Source organism: Rhodanobacter sp. Root480 (assembly GCF_001426645.1).
GTDB lineage: Bacteria > Pseudomonadota > Gammaproteobacteria > Xanthomonadales > Rhodanobacteraceae > Rhodanobacter > Rhodanobacter ginsenosidimutans.
Genome location: NZ_LMEX01000002.1, coordinates 1,265,657 through 1,279,538 on the forward strand (window position 1 = coordinate 1,265,657; position 13,882 = coordinate 1,279,538).

Sequence of the window (13,882 nt, forward strand, 5' to 3'; positions counted from 1 at the left end):
GTCACGCGTCCTGATCCGCCGCTTGCGGTGCGCTGAGGCACTTGCTGTAGAACCCGGAGGGATCGAAGCAGCAGACGCGTCGCTGTCCGCCGCCGAGCTTGTCGCAGGCCTCATCCACCCGCTTCTGCCGCGTTTTGGCCTGCTTGGCCGATTCGATCCAGTGAATCCAGTCCACCCGCGCCAGCGTCGTGGTGCCGTCCCAAACCGTTCGCGCCTCCGGGCACGCGGCCAGTGCGTCGCGCAGGTCGGATGGCAACTCGGGCTCCGGCTCCTGCGTCACCGGATCGATCCGCACCGTGACCGTCTCGCCCACCTGCACGCCGGCCGCTTTGCGCAGCGCCTCGTCCACCTTCAGCCAGTGGCTCAGCTGGCCATCCGGCTCGAGCGTGGCCTGAAAGGCGTGGCCGTTGAGGTGGCCATCCACCGTGGTCCTGCCGCGTCGCGGAAGCCGATCGCTGGCGGCTTTGGGCAATATCAGGAACGCCCATGACGCACCCTTGCCGGTTTTGGCAGGGCCAAGCAGCCTGGCCTTGAACGTGGATTTTCCGCCGGCGTCAGTCATGGGATCGCCCTGCGGGTATCGATGGGGTTGGCTGATGATCGGCGTCGGCACGACGAAGTTCACGCCCCGATTCCGACAGGACCGTGATCGCGGACCGGGTGAACAGTGCCGCGATGGCGACGCCCACCACCATGTCGGGCCACCCCGAGTGCGTCAGCAACACGCCACCGGCCGCGGCGATGACCGACACGTTGGCAATCAGGTCATTGCGCGAGCACAACCACACCGAGCTCATGTTGATGTCGTCGGTGCGATGGCGCCACAGCAGGGCGAAACACACACCATTGGCCAGCAACGCCAACAAGCCCATGGCGCCCATCGCCTCGAAAGCGGGAACCTGCGGTACCAGCAGCCGGTAGACCACCTGGCCAAACGCCGCCAGCGCAAACGCGGCCATGATAAGGCCCTTGATCCGGGCCGCGAGCGCCTTCGTCCGCAGACTCTCCGTTACCGCGTAAAGGCTGAAACCGTAGACCAGCGCATCGCCGAGCATGTCCAGCGAGTCCGAGACCAGGGCCACCGACCCCGCGGCCCATCCCGCGGCGAATTCGGCGAAAAACATCGCCGCGTTGATCAGCAACACGATCTTCAGCGTCGATGTCTGCCGGCGACGCAGTGCGTCGAGCTGGCATGCCTTGCTGGAGCAGCAATCACTCATGGGGTCTCCGTTTCGGACCGGCGATGGAGCCAGCCGGCGACAAACAACACGATGGCCAGCAGCGCGAACAAGCCTGCCGGTACCGCGAGCACCGCGTCCTGTGCGTGATGCACGACCAGCTCCTGCGGGTCGAGGTAGCGGCCTTCCTCATTGAACAAGCCGCGGTAGCGCCAGTAAAGCGCGTAGTAGAAAAGGCCGAACGGCACCGCCGCCATGGCGCATGCGCAGGACGCGCCAAACAGCAGCCGCGACGGAAGGCGTGGTCGGTGCATCAATGTCGAAACCGCGTCGGCCGGCAACGCATCAACGATGGCCTTCGACGTACCTGACGAAGTTGTCCAGGATGGCCTGCCAGCCTTGGCGCTGCATCTCGGCCGGGTTGTCCGTTTCCGCGTCGAAAGTGACGCGCACCATGATCCCTTCCGGAACCGCCACGAACTCGACCAGGCCCACCCGGTCGCCAAACGTGTATTCGATCAAGGCGTGCGGCTCGACCCGGGTATAGGTGCCGGCGAAGTCGAAGCCCACGCTGCCGTCCTTCGCCTCCATGCGCGACGAGAATTCGCCGCCCACGCGCAGGTCGACGTTGGCGCGGGTGGTGTGCCAGTCGTCGGACGCGGCGTTCCACTGCCTGATGTCCTGCGGCGTGGTGTAGGCCGCCCACACCCTGGCGATGGGCGCGTGGGCGAGGGCGTCAACGGTGATCTTCATGTTGTGGTTCCTGCTCGCTGCGGTCGGGCGCGGGCTACCGAGGCTAGAACATGCCGAGCTGGTTTGGGGAATCCCGCGGGATTTCCTGGGCCACGTCCCACATCTCGACAATCCTGCCTTGCTCGAAGCGAAGGATGTGGACCACGGCGTACTCCATATCGACCTGCGCGCGGCGCAGGTGCGACATCACCGCGACGCGATCGGCCGACTCAATCGTCTGCCGTACGGTGAACGACTTGTTCGGCTCGGACTGCGCGCTTTGCTCCATCGCGGTCAGCAGGGCATCGCGATCGCCGGGGAAATACGCATTGTGGTGCCGGAAGTTTTCGGCGACGTGGCGGTCGTAGGCTTCCCGCACCTTTCCGGATGCGCACAGGGACAGAAACTCGGTGGCGATATCGGCTTTGCTGGCCATGGCCTGCTCCTCGTTGTCAGGTAGGGAACGCTACGCGCTTCCGGGTATTCAGCCTGAACGCCGCGCCGGATGCGTGAACCTGCAGCTCGTGCCTCATTGCCCCGGTGGCGCGGCCACCACGGTATTTTGATCCTGCATGATCAACCACCGCGTACCGCGTTTGGCCAGGACAAACGTGCGTATGTGCTGCTCGTTCACGTGCCTTATGCCGTCCGGGCTGGTGAACGTGCTCATGCGGCTGGTCACGGTCGCGACCGCGGCTTCCTTGCCCGCAAACCGCACGTCCAGCTGCTCGATGTTGTCCGACACGCCCTTGAGAAAGCTGCCGTGCACCTGATGCAGCTCCTTCAGGACCTGCGCGCGGCCGCGGGTCCTGCCGCCATACGGGTTGATGTGGTTCCAGTCGTCGGTGGTGAAATCGGCCGCATGGTCGAACCCGTGGGCGTTGAAGGCCGCATAGAAGGCCTGCACCGTCTGCCGCACGGCGGCTTCGGCATTCGGGGGTTGTGCCGAGGTCGCCATGGACACGGCCAGCAAGACGATTCCGGCGATCAGCGCTTTCATGGTGCCTCCGTGGCTCAGTGGCCAGACGTTGCAGCGAAGCGGCGGCGAGCCGCCCATCGCACGGAGACTACGCCAGCGCGCGCTCGACTTCCTGCTGAATCCGGTTGATGAGCTCCGCCAGCTCGGGCCGGTCGCCGTACATGTCCAGCTCCCGCGTGGCGATCAGCCCCATGGAGAACGGGCCGGGGCGATCCGGGCCGGGTTGGCCGGACGCCCATGCCACGCACCAGCGCAACTGCCGGGCGATGCTCTGCGCCGGCGCCCAGCCCTGCGCCGCGAGCGGTTCGATCTGCTCCAGGGCCGACCGGGCCATCGTCAACAGCGGCTCGTGCGTGGCCAGCGTCATGCTTGCGGCACGCCGCGTCCGTTGCGGGTATACGGCAGCGCAAACAGGTACAGGCCGGTAAACAGCTGCAGGAAAAGCGGCGGCAGCGGCGCGTAGGTCAGCCATGGCGATGGCTCGCCCGGCGCCAGCGCACGGGCGATGAAGTTGGCGGCCACGGCTGCCGTGAAAACGATGGACAGCCAGCGATGGCTCTGCCGCATCCAGCCGCCCCGTTTCATTGCGCCTCCCGCGACGGCGAGCTTTCGATCATCTTCCATCCATTGCCGGAAGGGTCGCGGAAGCCGGCGTCCACGGTGCCGTAGCGATCCACCGGCTCCTGCATGAACTCGACCCCGCTGGCGCTCATGCGCTCGTAGGCCGCGCGGCAGTCATCCACCACCAGCACCAGCGGCGGCATCGCGCCCTTGGCCACGGCCTCGCACAGTGCCTGCGCGGTGGCTGCGTCGTGCATCGGCGGCCCCGGCTTGAACAGGCCGAGCTGGAACGAGGGCTGCTCCGGGTGCTGCACCGTGAGCCATCGGTAATCGCCGTTGCGGGCATCCGTGTGCACGCGAAAACCCAGTTTGTCGACATAGAACGCCAGTGCCTCGTCCTGATCGCGCACGTACACGCCCGCTACATTTATGCCTTGATTCATGGAGCCTCCGTTGGTTGGATCCCTGTTTTACCGTCTGCCTCCCGCCGCCGCTTCTCCGAAACTGCGGTCTTGAGATCCGGCCGATGCGCGGCACGCACCAGGCATTCGGGCGCCTCATCCCGCCCGTGCGGGGCTGGCCGCTCGCGGGCGCGAAGTTCGCCGGGGCTCTCGCCGGTGATGTCGCGAAAAATGCGCCCGAACGTGCCGAGGCTGTTCCAGCCGGTCCGGTACGCGACCTCGGTAACGGGCAGGTCGGTATCGCGCAGCAGGGCGATGGCGCGCTCGATGCGGCGCGTAAGCAGGTAGCGATGCGGCGGCACGCCGAAGGCCTGGCCAAACTGGCGCGCAAAGTGCGCTTCGGACACCGCGCTCACCTGCGCCAGCCGGCTGATCGGCCACGGCTCATGGGGCGCGGCGTCCATCCGGTCCTTCGCGCGCAGCAACCGCCGCAATAGTTCGGGACTCTGACTCATCGTGTCTCCGTGCCCGGTGCCGGAGTCGCGCGGCGCAGGCCTTTCCGCGCGTTACACCGACATGCCCATGATGTTGTCGTCGTAGCTCTGCCCGCCGACGTCGAACTGGCGGCTGCCCAGTTTGCCGAAACCCACCCGCTCATAAAACCCGATCGCGGCCGCATTGCCCGCATAGACGCCAAGCAACAGGCGCGCGGCGTGGCTGGCGCGTGCATGCGCCAGGGCTTCGGCCACCAGCTTCTTTCCCGTGCCGCCACCCTGGAACTTGCCCAGCATGTAGATGCGCTTGATCTCCCGATCCCGCGGGGAGAGATCGGGCAGGGGCAACCGCGCCGGCGCCACCACCATGAAGCCGACCGGCGCACGGCCCTGCGGCGTCTCGACCAGCCACAGCTGGTAATCGGGATCGGCCAGCCAGTCCCGATACAACGCCACCGCATGGGCGTTGGCGCAGTGGGCGATGATGTCCGGGCCGGCCAGCAGGCCCGCAAAGGTTTCGAGGAACGTCGCCTGTCCCACAAGCGCAAGCGCGTGCTCGTCGCCGGGCAGGCAGGGTCTGATCAGTGTCTCGGGCGGCATAGGTTTCCAGCGGTGTCGGACGATACGGTGAGCAGCCGTGGACCGGCCTGCCCGGGATCAGGGTCGTGCCCCATCGTCGGGCCCCGGTGCGCTAACGACGCCTGGCCCGAGCCACGCGGGAAACACCGATGGCGATGAAAGCGGCCGCGATTCCGTAGAAGGCGACCTGCGCGCCGAGATACGCCGCCAGAAAGAACGCGCAACCGGCCGCCATGAAGAGGTAGCCACTCCGTTTTGCACCGCACATGTCGTTCTCCTGTTGAAAGCCCGCAACCTGCGTTGGGATGTGCAAAAGCCATCGGTGTCTCGCGTTCGGTCCGACGCAATGATGGCCGGCACCTACGACGGGAACGCATCGAAACCCGGCGCCAATGCCAGGTCACGATCCCAGGAGGCCCTGCTCGCCATGAAAACATGGGCATCGGGGACGATGGAAGACGGCGTATCCAGACTGCCCGCGGGAACCACCAGCATCCCCGGTGAGGCGAAGGGTAGCGCCGAGCCACAGACCGAACAAAAGCACCGCAGGTGCCGCGTCCGTGGCAGGTTGAAGGTGTTCACCTGTTCCCGCCCGGAGAGCCACTCAAGCGTAGCTGTCGACGAGAAAAGATTGGCGGCGTGCGCCGAACCGGTGTCCTTGCGGCAGTACGCGCAATGGCAGAGATAAAAGCGCTCGAACGTACCGGTCACCTTGAAGTGCACGGCACCGCAAAGGCACGACCCAAGATGTTCTGCTTGCATGGAAACCTCCAGTGCATGAAATGCCGCACATCACCAACCTCCACGCCGGCCGAGCGGCCAAGGCCGCTTGATGTTCTCGATCACGAACGTGGCGCCGCTTTGGTTTTCAATGACGGCCCGGCCCGGTTGTGGCTTGGGGCGAATAGTGAAGCGCTCACCTGAGGCCTCGCTATGCCGCCGGCTTCAACCTCAGGGACAGCAGCAACAGCAAGACAGAAGCCAGTGCGGTTGCGCCACCACCCAGCCAACGATGCAGCACCAGGGAGAGGGCGATCACGGGGATGAACCACAGCGCTACCGACGCGAACCTCACCCCGAGCGTGACGCCCTCACCGCAGTGGGGGCAGACCTTGCGTTTTCCGAAGCGGTTCATCTCTTTCGAGAACACGCTGATCGAGGTGTTGCAGTGAGGACATTTCATCAGGGACCTGCTCCGTGTGGTCTGGGATGTGGATGGGCACGCCGAGTCCTGTCGCCACGGCGATCAACCACACAGAGCGCATTGATGTCTCCCGTTTGCCCAGTGCTGCGATCAATGAGTGGCGAGTCGCCGCTTGAATGAGCTGTTGGCGCGCAGCAGCAGCACGAGCGCGACAACCGCAAACAGGTTCAGGCCGATGAAGAGCTCGGCGGCTTCATCGCCGAAGAAGAACTGGCCATTGGCACCCAGATTGACGCTCAAGCCCAGTGGAACGCTGCCAGTGCCAAGTTGCACGGTCGGTGAAAGTTCGGCGCCCGTGAACCATTGATACCGGATGCCTTGCAGCGAGAACATCGGGATCTGCGACGCAAACAGAATCGGCGCCCAACGCCGACCGTAAGGTGTGCCCTGCCACAAGCGGATGCCGGTGAAGGCTGCCCACGCGAAAAGTGCGGCAAGCCCAGCCAGTGGAACGAGCAGCAACCAACCCTGTGGAAGAAGCTTGAGACCCAGGATCATGACCATGGCGACACCGACGCCGCCGCCGGCCACGAGCATGACGCTGAAAAACCGTGTGGTCTTGTTGAATTGGCTCACGAAAGATTCCCCTGTGCACTACAACCCTGAGATCAGCCATGCCCGTCCGGTGATGGCCGCCCGAATGAACGGTCAGGCGGCAACAGCCACCCATGCAATAGCCGCAAGTGCCGCCATCACGGCCGCCACCAACCACTTCGCCGGCACCCTGATTTCGCCGGCGGACAACGGCTCCCATACCAGCGACTCCTTCCATGCCGAATCACCCTCGGCATATTTTTCAAATACATCCTGGATCACGTCGAGCGGCAACGATTTGTTGCTGGCTTGAAAATGAGACACCTCATCGCCGTCCCGATACTCCAGCACAAATCCGCTCGAGCCGGAGCCGGAGGTCTGGACATAAACCTGATCAGCGCGCGCCAGGATCGCGAACGCATTCGATTTTCCATCGAGAGAGGAGAGAGCCTGCGCGATTTGCCCGGAAGACGGGTTGGTCAGCGTCGTTCCGTGCTCTGTTTCCAGACGTAATGTCGTCATGTTCTACCGCCTGATAACCGAATTGAACCGATCCGCGAAGCGGCTTCGTCTGGACGAACATCATGCGTGAAGGTAGCTGGCGAATTGACGCCGTGCAACGGCGCCCGCAACGAACTGGAATCCCCCCGGGAGTGGTTGGCTTTCACCGCTGCATGCCAATGATTTGTCGCCATGCGCCACGCAGCCGGAAAGCAGTACGCCACGTGCGCTGCAACGGGCGACAAACGGCTTCGATGTTGCTGCCATCCTGATCCGGAACGAAAGCGGCGTGATAACTGGACGGGTAGCCCTGGCGGGTGTCCCGACATCCAGGAGCATCTTTGTCGCCGCCGCCAGCAAACCCTGTCATATGGAATACATCGACCACGTCGCGGCTTTGCGTGCGATTCAGGGCAACAGTTCCTTGACCGTTTTGCCCGTGGCATCCAGAACGGAAATGCTGGACTCGCCGTTCTCCGCGACCTTCATGACGATACGCTTGTTGCCGGCGCCATCGAGCAGCGCCAATGAGGCTTCGCCATCATCGCCGCGCCCGAGCCAGATCCTGCGGCGAACGTCGTTGCCCGCCGGGCTGTCGGAGATCGCCAGCCCGGCGAAGCGGTCTTCCGAATCATCGACGCCAAGCAGTTGCACCACCTGGTTTGCTTCATAGCGATCGAATGAAAGGCTGCCGCCGGAATCACGCACCTTTCCGTCCTTGTCTTTTCTGCCGCCGAAGATCAGCCCGCCAATCTCGGAGCCCTCGTCATTGAGGAAGATGAGGCCGGCCTGGGGTCGATCCAGCGGCTTCTCCTTGCCATGTACCAGCACGCCGGGCAGCTTCGCGTGGTTGGAAATAATCAGCCGTGGCGTGCCATCCGGTTCGACAATGTTGATGCGTTGAACCGTTATCTCATCGGTGGTGATGGCGCGCTTTCCAGCGCCATAAGCCAGGCCACCCAGCAGCAAAACAGTCAGCAGGCCGGCGTATACGGAAAGAAATCCATTTGCTTTCGACATGGGCGTTTCCTGGTGTGGGTGCAGGGTGCAGCGAATCGTCGGGTGACATCACTGGCGTACATAGCGCAAATGGGTGGCGGCCGAACCGTCAAGAATGCGGTCGATGCGAAACGCCGGGCCGGGCTCGTGCAGGTTTTCGAACAGGCGCCGGCCGCTGCCGAACAACACGGGCGCCAGTGCGATCTCCAGTTCGTCGACCACACCCAGGTTGAGGTATTGCTGGATCACATCCGCGCCGCCCGAAACCCGGATGTCGCGGTTGCCCGCGGATTCCCTGGCCAATTCCAGTGCACGCTGCGGCCCGTCGTTGACGAAGTGGAACGTCGTGCCGCCGGGGCGCACCCACGGCTCGCGCTTCTCGTGGGTAAGCACGTAGACCGGCGTGTGGAACGGTGCCTCCTCCGGCCAGGCGATCTCGCCCTGGTCGAACATCCGCTTGCCCATGATGTTGGCGCCGCTGCGCTCGGCAGTCTGGCGAACCAGATCATTGACCGGGCCGGTTTCTCCCCCATCGAGCTTCAGCAGCTTCTCGCGAAAGTACTGCTGGTTGAGTATCCAGGCCATCATCGCGCCCCATTTGGCGCCCCAGCCCTTGTACTCGGGCCTGCCCATGGTCATCCCTTCCGGCGCCATGTAGCCATCGAGACTGAGTCCGATATTGACGAAAACCTTGCTCATGATTTCCTCGCGCTATCGACGCGTTGCTCAGGCACCCGGGCCCACCGGCGGGTACTTCCGGAACTCGGGCGTGCGCTCCATGCGGGCGGACAGCGTCACCAGGCCCGGATACTTCTCCGCCACCACGATCGACGCCAGCATGGACTGCGTGAACTGCCAGACGACCGCGGTGGTGATGCCGGCCTGACGGCGTGGCTCCGCAAAAACAGGCTGACGCGTCTGCACCTCGCGCTCCAGGGCGGCACAGGCTTCCAGCAGCTGCCCCTGCACCCGCTCCACCCACGGCTCGTACTGCGCGGACGGCGGCCGCAGCTTGCGCTCGTAGACGATCTGCACACTCTTCTCGCAAGCCGCCAATGCCAGGCTGACGGCACGCATCTCGTGCTGCATGCGCGTGGCGTCGCCGAGGCTCCACAGCGCATCGCCACCGCTCCGGGTCGCTTCGACGAACTGCAGGATCAGCGAGGAATCCATCAACACCTCGCCGTCATCGCACACCAGCGTCGGCGCCTTCACCACCGGGTTGATGCGCTGAAACTGCGCGTACGTGCTGAACACCGAGATAGGCTCGAGCCCGAACGGGATGCCCAGGCATTCCAGCGAAATGGCGACGCGCCGCACGTAGGGCGAATCCAGCATGCCGATCAGTCGCATCACTTTGCCTCCAGATGGGATGGCGCCGCCGCGTCGGGCAGATTGGTACGGTCGCCGGCCGTCGTGGGTGACGATATGACGAGAAACACCACGTAGGCGTCCGAACGGTTGGTGAAACGGTGCCGCGAGCCCGGCGGCACATGCAGCCCCTGGCCGGCGGCGAACGTCACCGCCTCATGCTCGAACTCCATCGTCGCCGTGCCCGAAAGCACGTAGAAGAACTGGCGTGCCTGCGAATGAAAATGCGACGTCTCGCTCGCCCCCGGCGGCACGCGCTCCTGGATCACGCTGAGCGTGGGGTCCTTGAGCAGGTGCCAGCCATCGCAGACGCCGCCCCATGTGTAGTGCTCCGCCGTGTCGATGCCTGAAATACGATGATCCATGATGCGGTCCAACGTGGGAGTGAGCGGCGGCAGAGCCGCCTGAAACAAATCGTCAGCTTGCGGCAGCCATGCCGTTGCCAGAGCTGCAGCCTGCGCGCCAATGCAACCCAAGGCGCTTCCCAACCATCATACTTTTGCGACGCCACGGCAGGCCGATGGCAGGTCAAGAAGGATCGCGACGCCGGTGCCGCGTGCGGATCAACTTGCGGCAACGGCCCCTGGAGTGCTCATGGATGGACCTTCTCGTGCCGCTCCAGCATCAGCACGAACTGCGAAATGCGTTTGGCGCGCGTCTCGGCCTTCTTGGCGGTTTGAATCCGGAACAGAACTGCGTACCGATTCCTGCTGTCGAGGGTGCCAAAAAACGCCTTGGCCCGCGCATTGCCGTCCAGCGCAGACTGGAAATCACTGGGCACCGTGGCCTTGCTGGAGGAGTCATAGGCAGCGTCCCAGCGCCCGTCGAGTTTTGCCCGCTCAATTTCCTTGAGCCCGGCGGGTTTCATCTTCCTGGCCTTGACCAGGGCAAGTGCCTTGTCGCGGTTGATCTTCGACCAAACGCTCTTGTCCGAGCGCCGGGTGAATTTCTGCAGCCAGAATCGATCGCTGTGCGCCTTCTTCTGCCCATCTATCCAGCCAAAGCAAAGCGCAACGGCGATGGCTTCGTCGTACGACACCGATTGCGCGTCCGCGCCTTTCTTCGCGATCCGCAGCCATGCCCCGGGCGATGCGGCGTGATTTTCATCCAGCCAGGTCGCCCAGCCCGATGGCTGCTCGAAGTGAAGCATTGGCAGTTCGGCAGCGCGCCTGGTTCGGGTGTTCACTCCCGGTGCTTCCCCTGGCGGGCCATGGCGCGAGGATGCCATCACGCATCCCCGACCTGCGCGGCCGCCTCCGAGATGAAACGCGCGATCGCGAGCCTTGCGCGACGCGCCGACCGCGGTGAGTAGACCAGCCGTGCCGTGGGATCGGTGCCGGCCTCCGGGTTGTCGAAGGCGTGATGCGTCTGACTGTAGAGTTCGAAGCGCACATCGTTTCCGGCCGCATCCATCTCGGCGATGACCGAGTCGATCGTTGTCATCGGCGAGACCTGATCCTGTGTCCCCTGAAGAATCAAAACCGGGGCCTCGATGCGGGTATCCATGCCTGGCGCTGCCGTCTTCAACAGCGCGGAACACAAAATGATGCCCGCGACGTCGGCGCCACTACGCGCGTAATCGAGCGCGATCATGCCTCCCGCGCTGTACCCGAGGCAGATCACCGGTGTCCCCACCGGTACCTCTTGGCGAAGTCGCGCCACGCATGCGGCGAGCGCCGTGACGCCATGAGCCCTGTTCTCCAGCAGGCGCTTTACCATCGGCCCCACTTGCTCCGGGTTGTCCGGATTGAAGCCATCGCCATACAGGTCGGCAATGGCCACGGTGCAGCCGATGCCCATCAGATACGCGGCATGATCGCCCGCAAGAGCGCTTTGCCCACGCCAGTCCGGCAGCAACACGATCGCCGCGTCAGGCTCGGCGATCGAAGCGTTGTAGAGCGCGCCTGCGTACTGTTGTTCGCCGACGGAGTAATCGAAACGGTTGCTGCTTCCCTCATTCATCCGGAGTGCCCTCGTCGTCTTTCGGTTCTCGTGGGGATGGTGGCTTGTTGCCCGACGTCATCGATGCCCGGCAGCATAGGTGGAGCTTTCTGCAGGTGCGCTCAACGCCAGCGTTGAATGATGGCGCGTTCGATATGCAGTCCGTAGGCTGTGGCTACTCCTGGTGCAGAGCCTCGCTACGGCGCGGCATAGACATCCGGCGCATAGCGCTCCATGAGCGTCTGCGGATGCGCAGGTGCCGTAAACCCGAACCGGGCGTACAGCCCATGCGCATCTCCGGTGGCGAGGGTGAAGCGGCGCAGGCCCTGAAGTTGCGGGTGAGCAAAGACCGCGCCCATGAGCGCCTTGCTGTAGCCCTTGCCGCGATGTTCCGGCAGAACGAAAACGTCCACCAGATTGGCGAACGTGGCGTAGTCGGATATGACGCGGGCAAACGCGACCTGCCGCTTGCCGAGAAAGCCGCCAAAACAAAGTGAGTTGGCAACGGCCCGCTCGACCACGGCGAAAGGAATGGCTTTGGCCCAGTAAGTCTGTTCCGAGAGAAAGCGATGGATGAGCTGGAGATCCAGCTCGGCCGCTTCTGTGGTGATCCGGAGTTCTTCCATAGGGCGAAAATACTTGAGGGGTTGATGCCTGGATCAAGTCGCGCGAAGGAACGCGAGCTTGAGTGACTCGTCAGTCCTGGCCCAGATCAAGCGCCAGATGGTGGCAATTCAACTGCAGTCCCTTGCGCAGATACAACCGGTGCGCCGCGTGCCGGGTATAGCCCGTGTCCAGGTGCACGCCCTGGCAGTCGTTGGCCCTGGCATGCGCCACCATCCAGTCCATGAGCGCACCGGCAAAGCCCTGTGACGTGGCCCCGGGCAGGGTCGTCAGGTCGTCTATGTAGAGGACTTTTCCCCACGCCAGGAACTCCGCGAACCGAAAGCCGGCGGCGCTCTGAACCTTGCCGTCATGCTTCAACGCCACGATCTGGTAGGACTGCGCCTGCTGCCGACGTACCTGGGACAGGAACGCCTGCTCCTGAAAGTGCGGCCGCAGCGCACTGAAGGCGGCAAAGCACGACAGGATGTCCTCATCCGAATGGGCCACGAAGATGTCGCCGGTCATGTGAAATCCTTCATGCGGTGCCCGATGCCGGAGTGAAAGACGGCGCAGTCCGTCGGAATGAGGCGTCAGGTGTGCATCTTGCGAAATGCCCACCAGCCGAACCCGCCCAGCGCCAGAACCCACAGCGTAACAATGAAAACCGCCATGACGCGACTCGTTGGCCGGGCGGCCGCGGCCAGCGCCCGCTCGCTTGCGGCGGCCATTACGTCGGCGGGAATGAGGCGGAGCACCAGCGCCAATCCGAGTGGCACGATGATCAGGTCATCCAGGTAACCCAGCACCGGAATGAAGTCCGGGATGAGGTCGATGGGGCTGAGTGCATAGGCCGCCACCGCCAGCGCCAGCAGCCGGACAAACCACGGCGTGCGCGGATCGCGGGCGGCGTAATACACCACCGTGGTCTGATGCTTGAGGCGTTTCGCCCATTGCCTGATGGACATCACGACCGCGCATGCCGAGTCGTTCGCGACACTCTGGCCAACCCGGACAGACGCGGACCCCGATGCGTCACCACAGCCATCGCGCCAACCGCATCAGGGTGTCGCAGATCCAGCCGAAGACGTTCGGGGCAAGGCGAGGGAAGGCGAACGACAGGGCGGCGAACCCGACGATGGCTGCGACCAGCGCCGACAGCGGCAACACGGTGTCCGAGATGGGCGCGATCTGGTTGTTGATGATCAGCCAGATCAGGCCCATGAGCGGCACCGAGAACAGACACGACGCGACGGCGGCTATAGCGCGTCCGCCAAGCGTGAGATCCGAATCGGTGCCTCGACGTACCCGGGTATGCGACATGGGAGTTGGTGCTGAAGTTGAGTGGTGGCGAAGCCGATGCAAGCCCGCGCAAGCGCGTTGTCAGCCGCCGTTGAGCAACCGGCAGCTGCCACCGCCGATGGTACCTGCTGACCAGGAGCCGATACCGGAAGCATCGAGCGAGGCAAGGAAAGACAGCTCGGGTGTCACCGCGAAGGAAATCCGGCCGCCTGAATCGCCGATGGTGAAGTCCGCCTTGAACTCCACATGCTTGAACCTCTGCAGAAAGGTTGCGATCGGTGACGTGGTGGGGGATGGCAGCGCCATGAGCACGACGTCACGCGTATCCATGGCAAACACGGCCTCGCTGCCGGCCACGAGCAGGAAGCCCTGATCCCGGTTTTCGTGGTCGCGTAACACGATGGTTGGCATGGACGGCTGACACCCGGGTAAAGCTGCCTGAGTTACGCCGCGTCAATGAAGTGGCGGCAGCGTGAACGCCGCTGTCGATGATAGTGCGTATA

The 13,882-nt window shown here is 64.0% G+C and carries 26 protein-coding genes; all 26 read right to left on the reverse strand.

The genetic code is table 11. From position 1 onward, the window contains the following. Nucleotide 1: 1 nt before the first annotated feature. The 26 genes from ASD22_RS12455 to ASD22_RS12585 all read right to left on the reverse strand — a co-directional run bounded on the left by ASD22_RS12455 (nt 2) and on the right by ASD22_RS12585 (nt 13,790). Nucleotides 2-562 (reverse strand): YdeI/OmpD-associated family protein, encoded by a 561-nt coding sequence (locus tag ASD22_RS12455; RefSeq protein WP_056083711.1) that lies wholly within the window; start codon nt 560-562, stop codon nt 2-4. Beyond that, on the reverse strand, nt 555-1,220 hold the full coding sequence (locus ASD22_RS12460) for a cation transporter (protein ID WP_056083714.1): 666 nt from the start codon (nt 1,218-1,220) through the stop codon (nt 555-557). The genes ASD22_RS12455 and ASD22_RS12460 overlap by 8 nt, the downstream gene beginning before the upstream one ends. Further along, complete coding sequence (locus ASD22_RS12465) at nt 1,217-1,492, reverse strand: hypothetical protein (RefSeq protein ID WP_156459007.1); 276 nt, start codon at nt 1,490-1,492, stop codon at nt 1,217-1,219. The genes ASD22_RS12460 and ASD22_RS12465 overlap by 4 nt, the downstream gene beginning before the upstream one ends. A 31-nt stretch (nt 1,493-1,523) precedes the next feature. Next, on the reverse strand, nt 1,524-1,931 hold the full coding sequence (locus tag ASD22_RS12470; protein ID WP_056083720.1) for an SRPBCC family protein: 408 nt from the start codon (nt 1,929-1,931) through the stop codon (nt 1,524-1,526). Between the two features lie 43 nt (nt 1,932-1,974). Continuing rightward, a complete protein-coding gene (locus ASD22_RS12475; RefSeq protein WP_056083723.1) occupies nt 1,975-2,346 on the reverse strand; it encodes a nuclear transport factor 2 family protein in 372 nt (123 codons plus the stop codon). A 93-nt stretch (nt 2,347-2,439) separates the two neighbouring features. Next, complete coding sequence (locus ASD22_RS12480; RefSeq protein WP_056083726.1) at nt 2,440-2,910, reverse strand: SgcJ/EcaC family oxidoreductase; 471 nt, start codon at nt 2,908-2,910, stop codon at nt 2,440-2,442. Nucleotides 2,911-2,977: 67 nt separating this feature from the next. Beyond that, on the reverse strand, nt 2,978-3,256 hold the full coding sequence (locus tag ASD22_RS12485; protein ID WP_056083729.1) for a hypothetical protein: 279 nt from the start codon (nt 3,254-3,256) through the stop codon (nt 2,978-2,980). Continuing rightward, nucleotides 3,253-3,474 (reverse strand): hypothetical protein, encoded by a 222-nt coding sequence (locus ASD22_RS12490; protein ID WP_056083732.1) that lies wholly within the window; start codon nt 3,472-3,474, stop codon nt 3,253-3,255. Before ASD22_RS12490 ends, ASD22_RS12485 begins: the two co-directional genes overlap by 4 nt. Continuing rightward, nucleotides 3,471-3,893 (reverse strand): VOC family protein, encoded by a 423-nt coding sequence (locus tag ASD22_RS12495; protein WP_056083735.1) that lies wholly within the window; start codon nt 3,891-3,893, stop codon nt 3,471-3,473. Before ASD22_RS12495 ends, ASD22_RS12490 begins: the two co-directional genes overlap by 4 nt. Then, a complete protein-coding gene (locus ASD22_RS12500) occupies nt 3,890-4,366 on the reverse strand; it encodes an AraC family transcriptional regulator (protein WP_056083738.1) in 477 nt (158 codons plus the stop codon). Before ASD22_RS12500 ends, ASD22_RS12495 begins: the two co-directional genes overlap by 4 nt. A gap of 51 nt (nt 4,367-4,417) precedes the next feature. Then, a complete protein-coding gene (locus tag ASD22_RS12505) occupies nt 4,418-4,945 on the reverse strand; it encodes a GNAT family N-acetyltransferase (protein ID WP_056083741.1) in 528 nt (175 codons plus the stop codon). Between the two features lie 339 nt (nt 4,946-5,284). Beyond that, nucleotides 5,285-5,686 carry a GFA family protein gene (locus ASD22_RS16445; RefSeq protein WP_082520246.1) on the reverse strand — a complete coding sequence of 134 codons (402 nt, stop codon included), beginning with the start codon at nt 5,684-5,686 and terminating at the stop codon, nt 5,285-5,287. A 169-nt stretch (nt 5,687-5,855) separates the two neighbouring features. After that, nucleotides 5,856-6,107, reverse strand: coding sequence for a hypothetical protein (locus ASD22_RS12520; protein WP_056083749.1), 252 nt, complete (start codon nt 6,105-6,107; stop codon nt 5,856-5,858). Nucleotides 6,108-6,218: 111 nt separating this feature from the next. Further along, nucleotides 6,219-6,704: a hypothetical protein gene (locus ASD22_RS12525; RefSeq protein WP_056083751.1), complete on the reverse strand. Its 486-nt coding sequence runs from the start codon at nt 6,702-6,704 to the stop codon at nt 6,219-6,221. Nucleotides 6,705-6,776: 72 nt separating this feature from the next. Then, on the reverse strand, nt 6,777-7,184 hold the full coding sequence (locus tag ASD22_RS12530; protein ID WP_056083754.1) for a hypothetical protein: 408 nt from the start codon (nt 7,182-7,184) through the stop codon (nt 6,777-6,779). Between the two features lie 387 nt (nt 7,185-7,571). Then, nucleotides 7,572-8,183: a hypothetical protein gene (locus ASD22_RS12535; RefSeq protein WP_056083757.1), complete on the reverse strand. Its 612-nt coding sequence runs from the start codon at nt 8,181-8,183 to the stop codon at nt 7,572-7,574. Nucleotides 8,184-8,231: 48 nt separating this feature from the next. Further along, entirely contained in the window at nt 8,232-8,861 is a 630-nt protein-coding gene (locus tag ASD22_RS12540) for a dihydrofolate reductase family protein (protein WP_056083761.1), read from the reverse strand. A 27-nt stretch (nt 8,862-8,888) separates the two neighbouring features. Next, nucleotides 8,889-9,515, reverse strand: coding sequence for a glutathione S-transferase (locus tag ASD22_RS12545; protein ID WP_056083764.1), 627 nt, complete (start codon nt 9,513-9,515; stop codon nt 8,889-8,891). After that, nucleotides 9,515-9,898: a cupin domain-containing protein gene (locus ASD22_RS12550; RefSeq protein WP_056084296.1), complete on the reverse strand. Its 384-nt coding sequence runs from the start codon at nt 9,896-9,898 to the stop codon at nt 9,515-9,517. The genes ASD22_RS12545 and ASD22_RS12550 overlap by 1 nt, the downstream gene beginning before the upstream one ends. A gap of 227 nt (nt 9,899-10,125) precedes the next feature. Further along, a complete protein-coding gene (locus ASD22_RS12555; protein ID WP_235577628.1) occupies nt 10,126-10,719 on the reverse strand; it encodes a YdeI/OmpD-associated family protein in 594 nt (197 codons plus the stop codon). A gap of 41 nt (nt 10,720-10,760) precedes the next feature. Next, on the reverse strand, nt 10,761-11,495 hold the full coding sequence (locus ASD22_RS12560; RefSeq protein WP_056083766.1) for an alpha/beta fold hydrolase: 735 nt from the start codon (nt 11,493-11,495) through the stop codon (nt 10,761-10,763). Nucleotides 11,496-11,671: 176 nt separating this feature from the next. Further along, entirely contained in the window at nt 11,672-12,100 is a 429-nt protein-coding gene (locus ASD22_RS12565) for a GNAT family N-acetyltransferase (RefSeq protein ID WP_056083769.1), read from the reverse strand. Nucleotides 12,101-12,170: 70 nt separating this feature from the next. After that, nucleotides 12,171-12,605: a GNAT family N-acetyltransferase gene (locus ASD22_RS12570; RefSeq protein WP_056083772.1), complete on the reverse strand. Its 435-nt coding sequence runs from the start codon at nt 12,603-12,605 to the stop codon at nt 12,171-12,173. 65 nt (nt 12,606-12,670) lie between these two features. Further along, nucleotides 12,671-13,045: a YkvA family protein gene (locus tag ASD22_RS12575; RefSeq protein ID WP_056083774.1), complete on the reverse strand. Its 375-nt coding sequence runs from the start codon at nt 13,043-13,045 to the stop codon at nt 12,671-12,673. Nucleotides 13,046-13,112: 67 nt separating this feature from the next. Beyond that, nucleotides 13,113-13,301 carry a hypothetical protein gene (locus tag ASD22_RS12580; RefSeq protein WP_056083777.1) on the reverse strand — a complete coding sequence of 63 codons (189 nt, stop codon included), beginning with the start codon at nt 13,299-13,301 and terminating at the stop codon, nt 13,113-13,115. Between the two features lie 159 nt (nt 13,302-13,460). Further along, nucleotides 13,461-13,790, reverse strand: coding sequence for a hypothetical protein (locus ASD22_RS12585; protein ID WP_056083780.1), 330 nt, complete (start codon nt 13,788-13,790; stop codon nt 13,461-13,463). Nucleotides 13,791-13,882 lie beyond the last annotated feature (92 nt).

Coding starts and splice junctions, on each gene's coding strand:
- ASD22_RS12455 (WP_056083711.1), bottom strand. CDS start 562: ATGACTGACGCCGGCGGAAAATCCACGTTCAAGGCCAGGCTGCTTGGC.
- ASD22_RS12460 (WP_056083714.1), bottom strand. CDS start 1,220: ATGAGTGATTGCTGCTCCAGCAAGGCATGCCAGCTCGACGCACTGCGT.
- ASD22_RS12465 (WP_156459007.1), bottom strand. CDS start 1,492: ATGCACCGACCACGCCTTCCGTCGCGGCTGCTGTTTGGCGCGTCCTGC.
- ASD22_RS12470 (WP_056083720.1), bottom strand. CDS start 1,931: ATGAAGATCACCGTTGACGCCCTCGCCCACGCGCCCATCGCCAGGGTG.
- ASD22_RS12475 (WP_056083723.1), bottom strand. CDS start 2,346: ATGGCCAGCAAAGCCGATATCGCCACCGAGTTTCTGTCCCTGTGCGCA.
- ASD22_RS12480 (WP_056083726.1), bottom strand. CDS start 2,910: ATGAAAGCGCTGATCGCCGGAATCGTCTTGCTGGCCGTGTCCATGGCG.
- ASD22_RS12485 (WP_056083729.1), bottom strand. CDS start 3,256: ATGACGCTGGCCACGCACGAGCCGCTGTTGACGATGGCCCGGTCGGCC.
- ASD22_RS12490 (WP_056083732.1), bottom strand. CDS start 3,474: ATGAAACGGGGCGGCTGGATGCGGCAGAGCCATCGCTGGCTGTCCATC.
- ASD22_RS12495 (WP_056083735.1), bottom strand. CDS start 3,893: ATGAATCAAGGCATAAATGTAGCGGGCGTGTACGTGCGCGATCAGGAC.
- ASD22_RS12500 (WP_056083738.1), bottom strand. CDS start 4,366: ATGAGTCAGAGTCCCGAACTATTGCGGCGGTTGCTGCGCGCGAAGGAC.
- ASD22_RS12505 (WP_056083741.1), bottom strand. CDS start 4,945: ATGCCGCCCGAGACACTGATCAGACCCTGCCTGCCCGGCGACGAGCAC.
- ASD22_RS16445 (WP_082520246.1), bottom strand. CDS start 5,686: ATGCAAGCAGAACATCTTGGGTCGTGCCTTTGCGGTGCCGTGCACTTC.
- ASD22_RS12520 (WP_056083749.1), bottom strand. CDS start 6,107: ATGAAATGTCCTCACTGCAACACCTCGATCAGCGTGTTCTCGAAAGAG.
- ASD22_RS12530 (WP_056083754.1), bottom strand. CDS start 7,184: ATGACGACATTACGTCTGGAAACAGAGCACGGAACGACGCTGACCAAC.
- ASD22_RS12535 (WP_056083757.1), bottom strand. CDS start 8,183: ATGTCGAAAGCAAATGGATTTCTTTCCGTATACGCCGGCCTGCTGACT.
- ASD22_RS12540 (WP_056083761.1), bottom strand. CDS start 8,861: ATGAGCAAGGTTTTCGTCAATATCGGACTCAGTCTCGATGGCTACATG.
- ASD22_RS12545 (WP_056083764.1), bottom strand. CDS start 9,515: ATGCGACTGATCGGCATGCTGGATTCGCCCTACGTGCGGCGCGTCGCC.
- ASD22_RS12550 (WP_056084296.1), bottom strand. CDS start 9,898: ATGGATCATCGTATTTCAGGCATCGACACGGCGGAGCACTACACATGG.
- ASD22_RS12560 (WP_056083766.1), bottom strand. CDS start 11,495: ATGAATGAGGGAAGCAGCAACCGTTTCGATTACTCCGTCGGCGAACAA.
- ASD22_RS12565 (WP_056083769.1), bottom strand. CDS start 12,100: ATGGAAGAACTCCGGATCACCACAGAAGCGGCCGAGCTGGATCTCCAG.
- ASD22_RS12570 (WP_056083772.1), bottom strand. CDS start 12,605: ATGACCGGCGACATCTTCGTGGCCCATTCGGATGAGGACATCCTGTCG.
- ASD22_RS12575 (WP_056083774.1), bottom strand. CDS start 13,045: ATGTCCATCAGGCAATGGGCGAAACGCCTCAAGCATCAGACCACGGTG.
- ASD22_RS12580 (WP_056083777.1), bottom strand. CDS start 13,301: ATGGGCCTGATCTGGCTGATCATCAACAACCAGATCGCGCCCATCTCG.
- ASD22_RS12585 (WP_056083780.1), bottom strand. CDS start 13,790: ATGCCAACCATCGTGTTACGCGACCACGAAAACCGGGATCAGGGCTTC.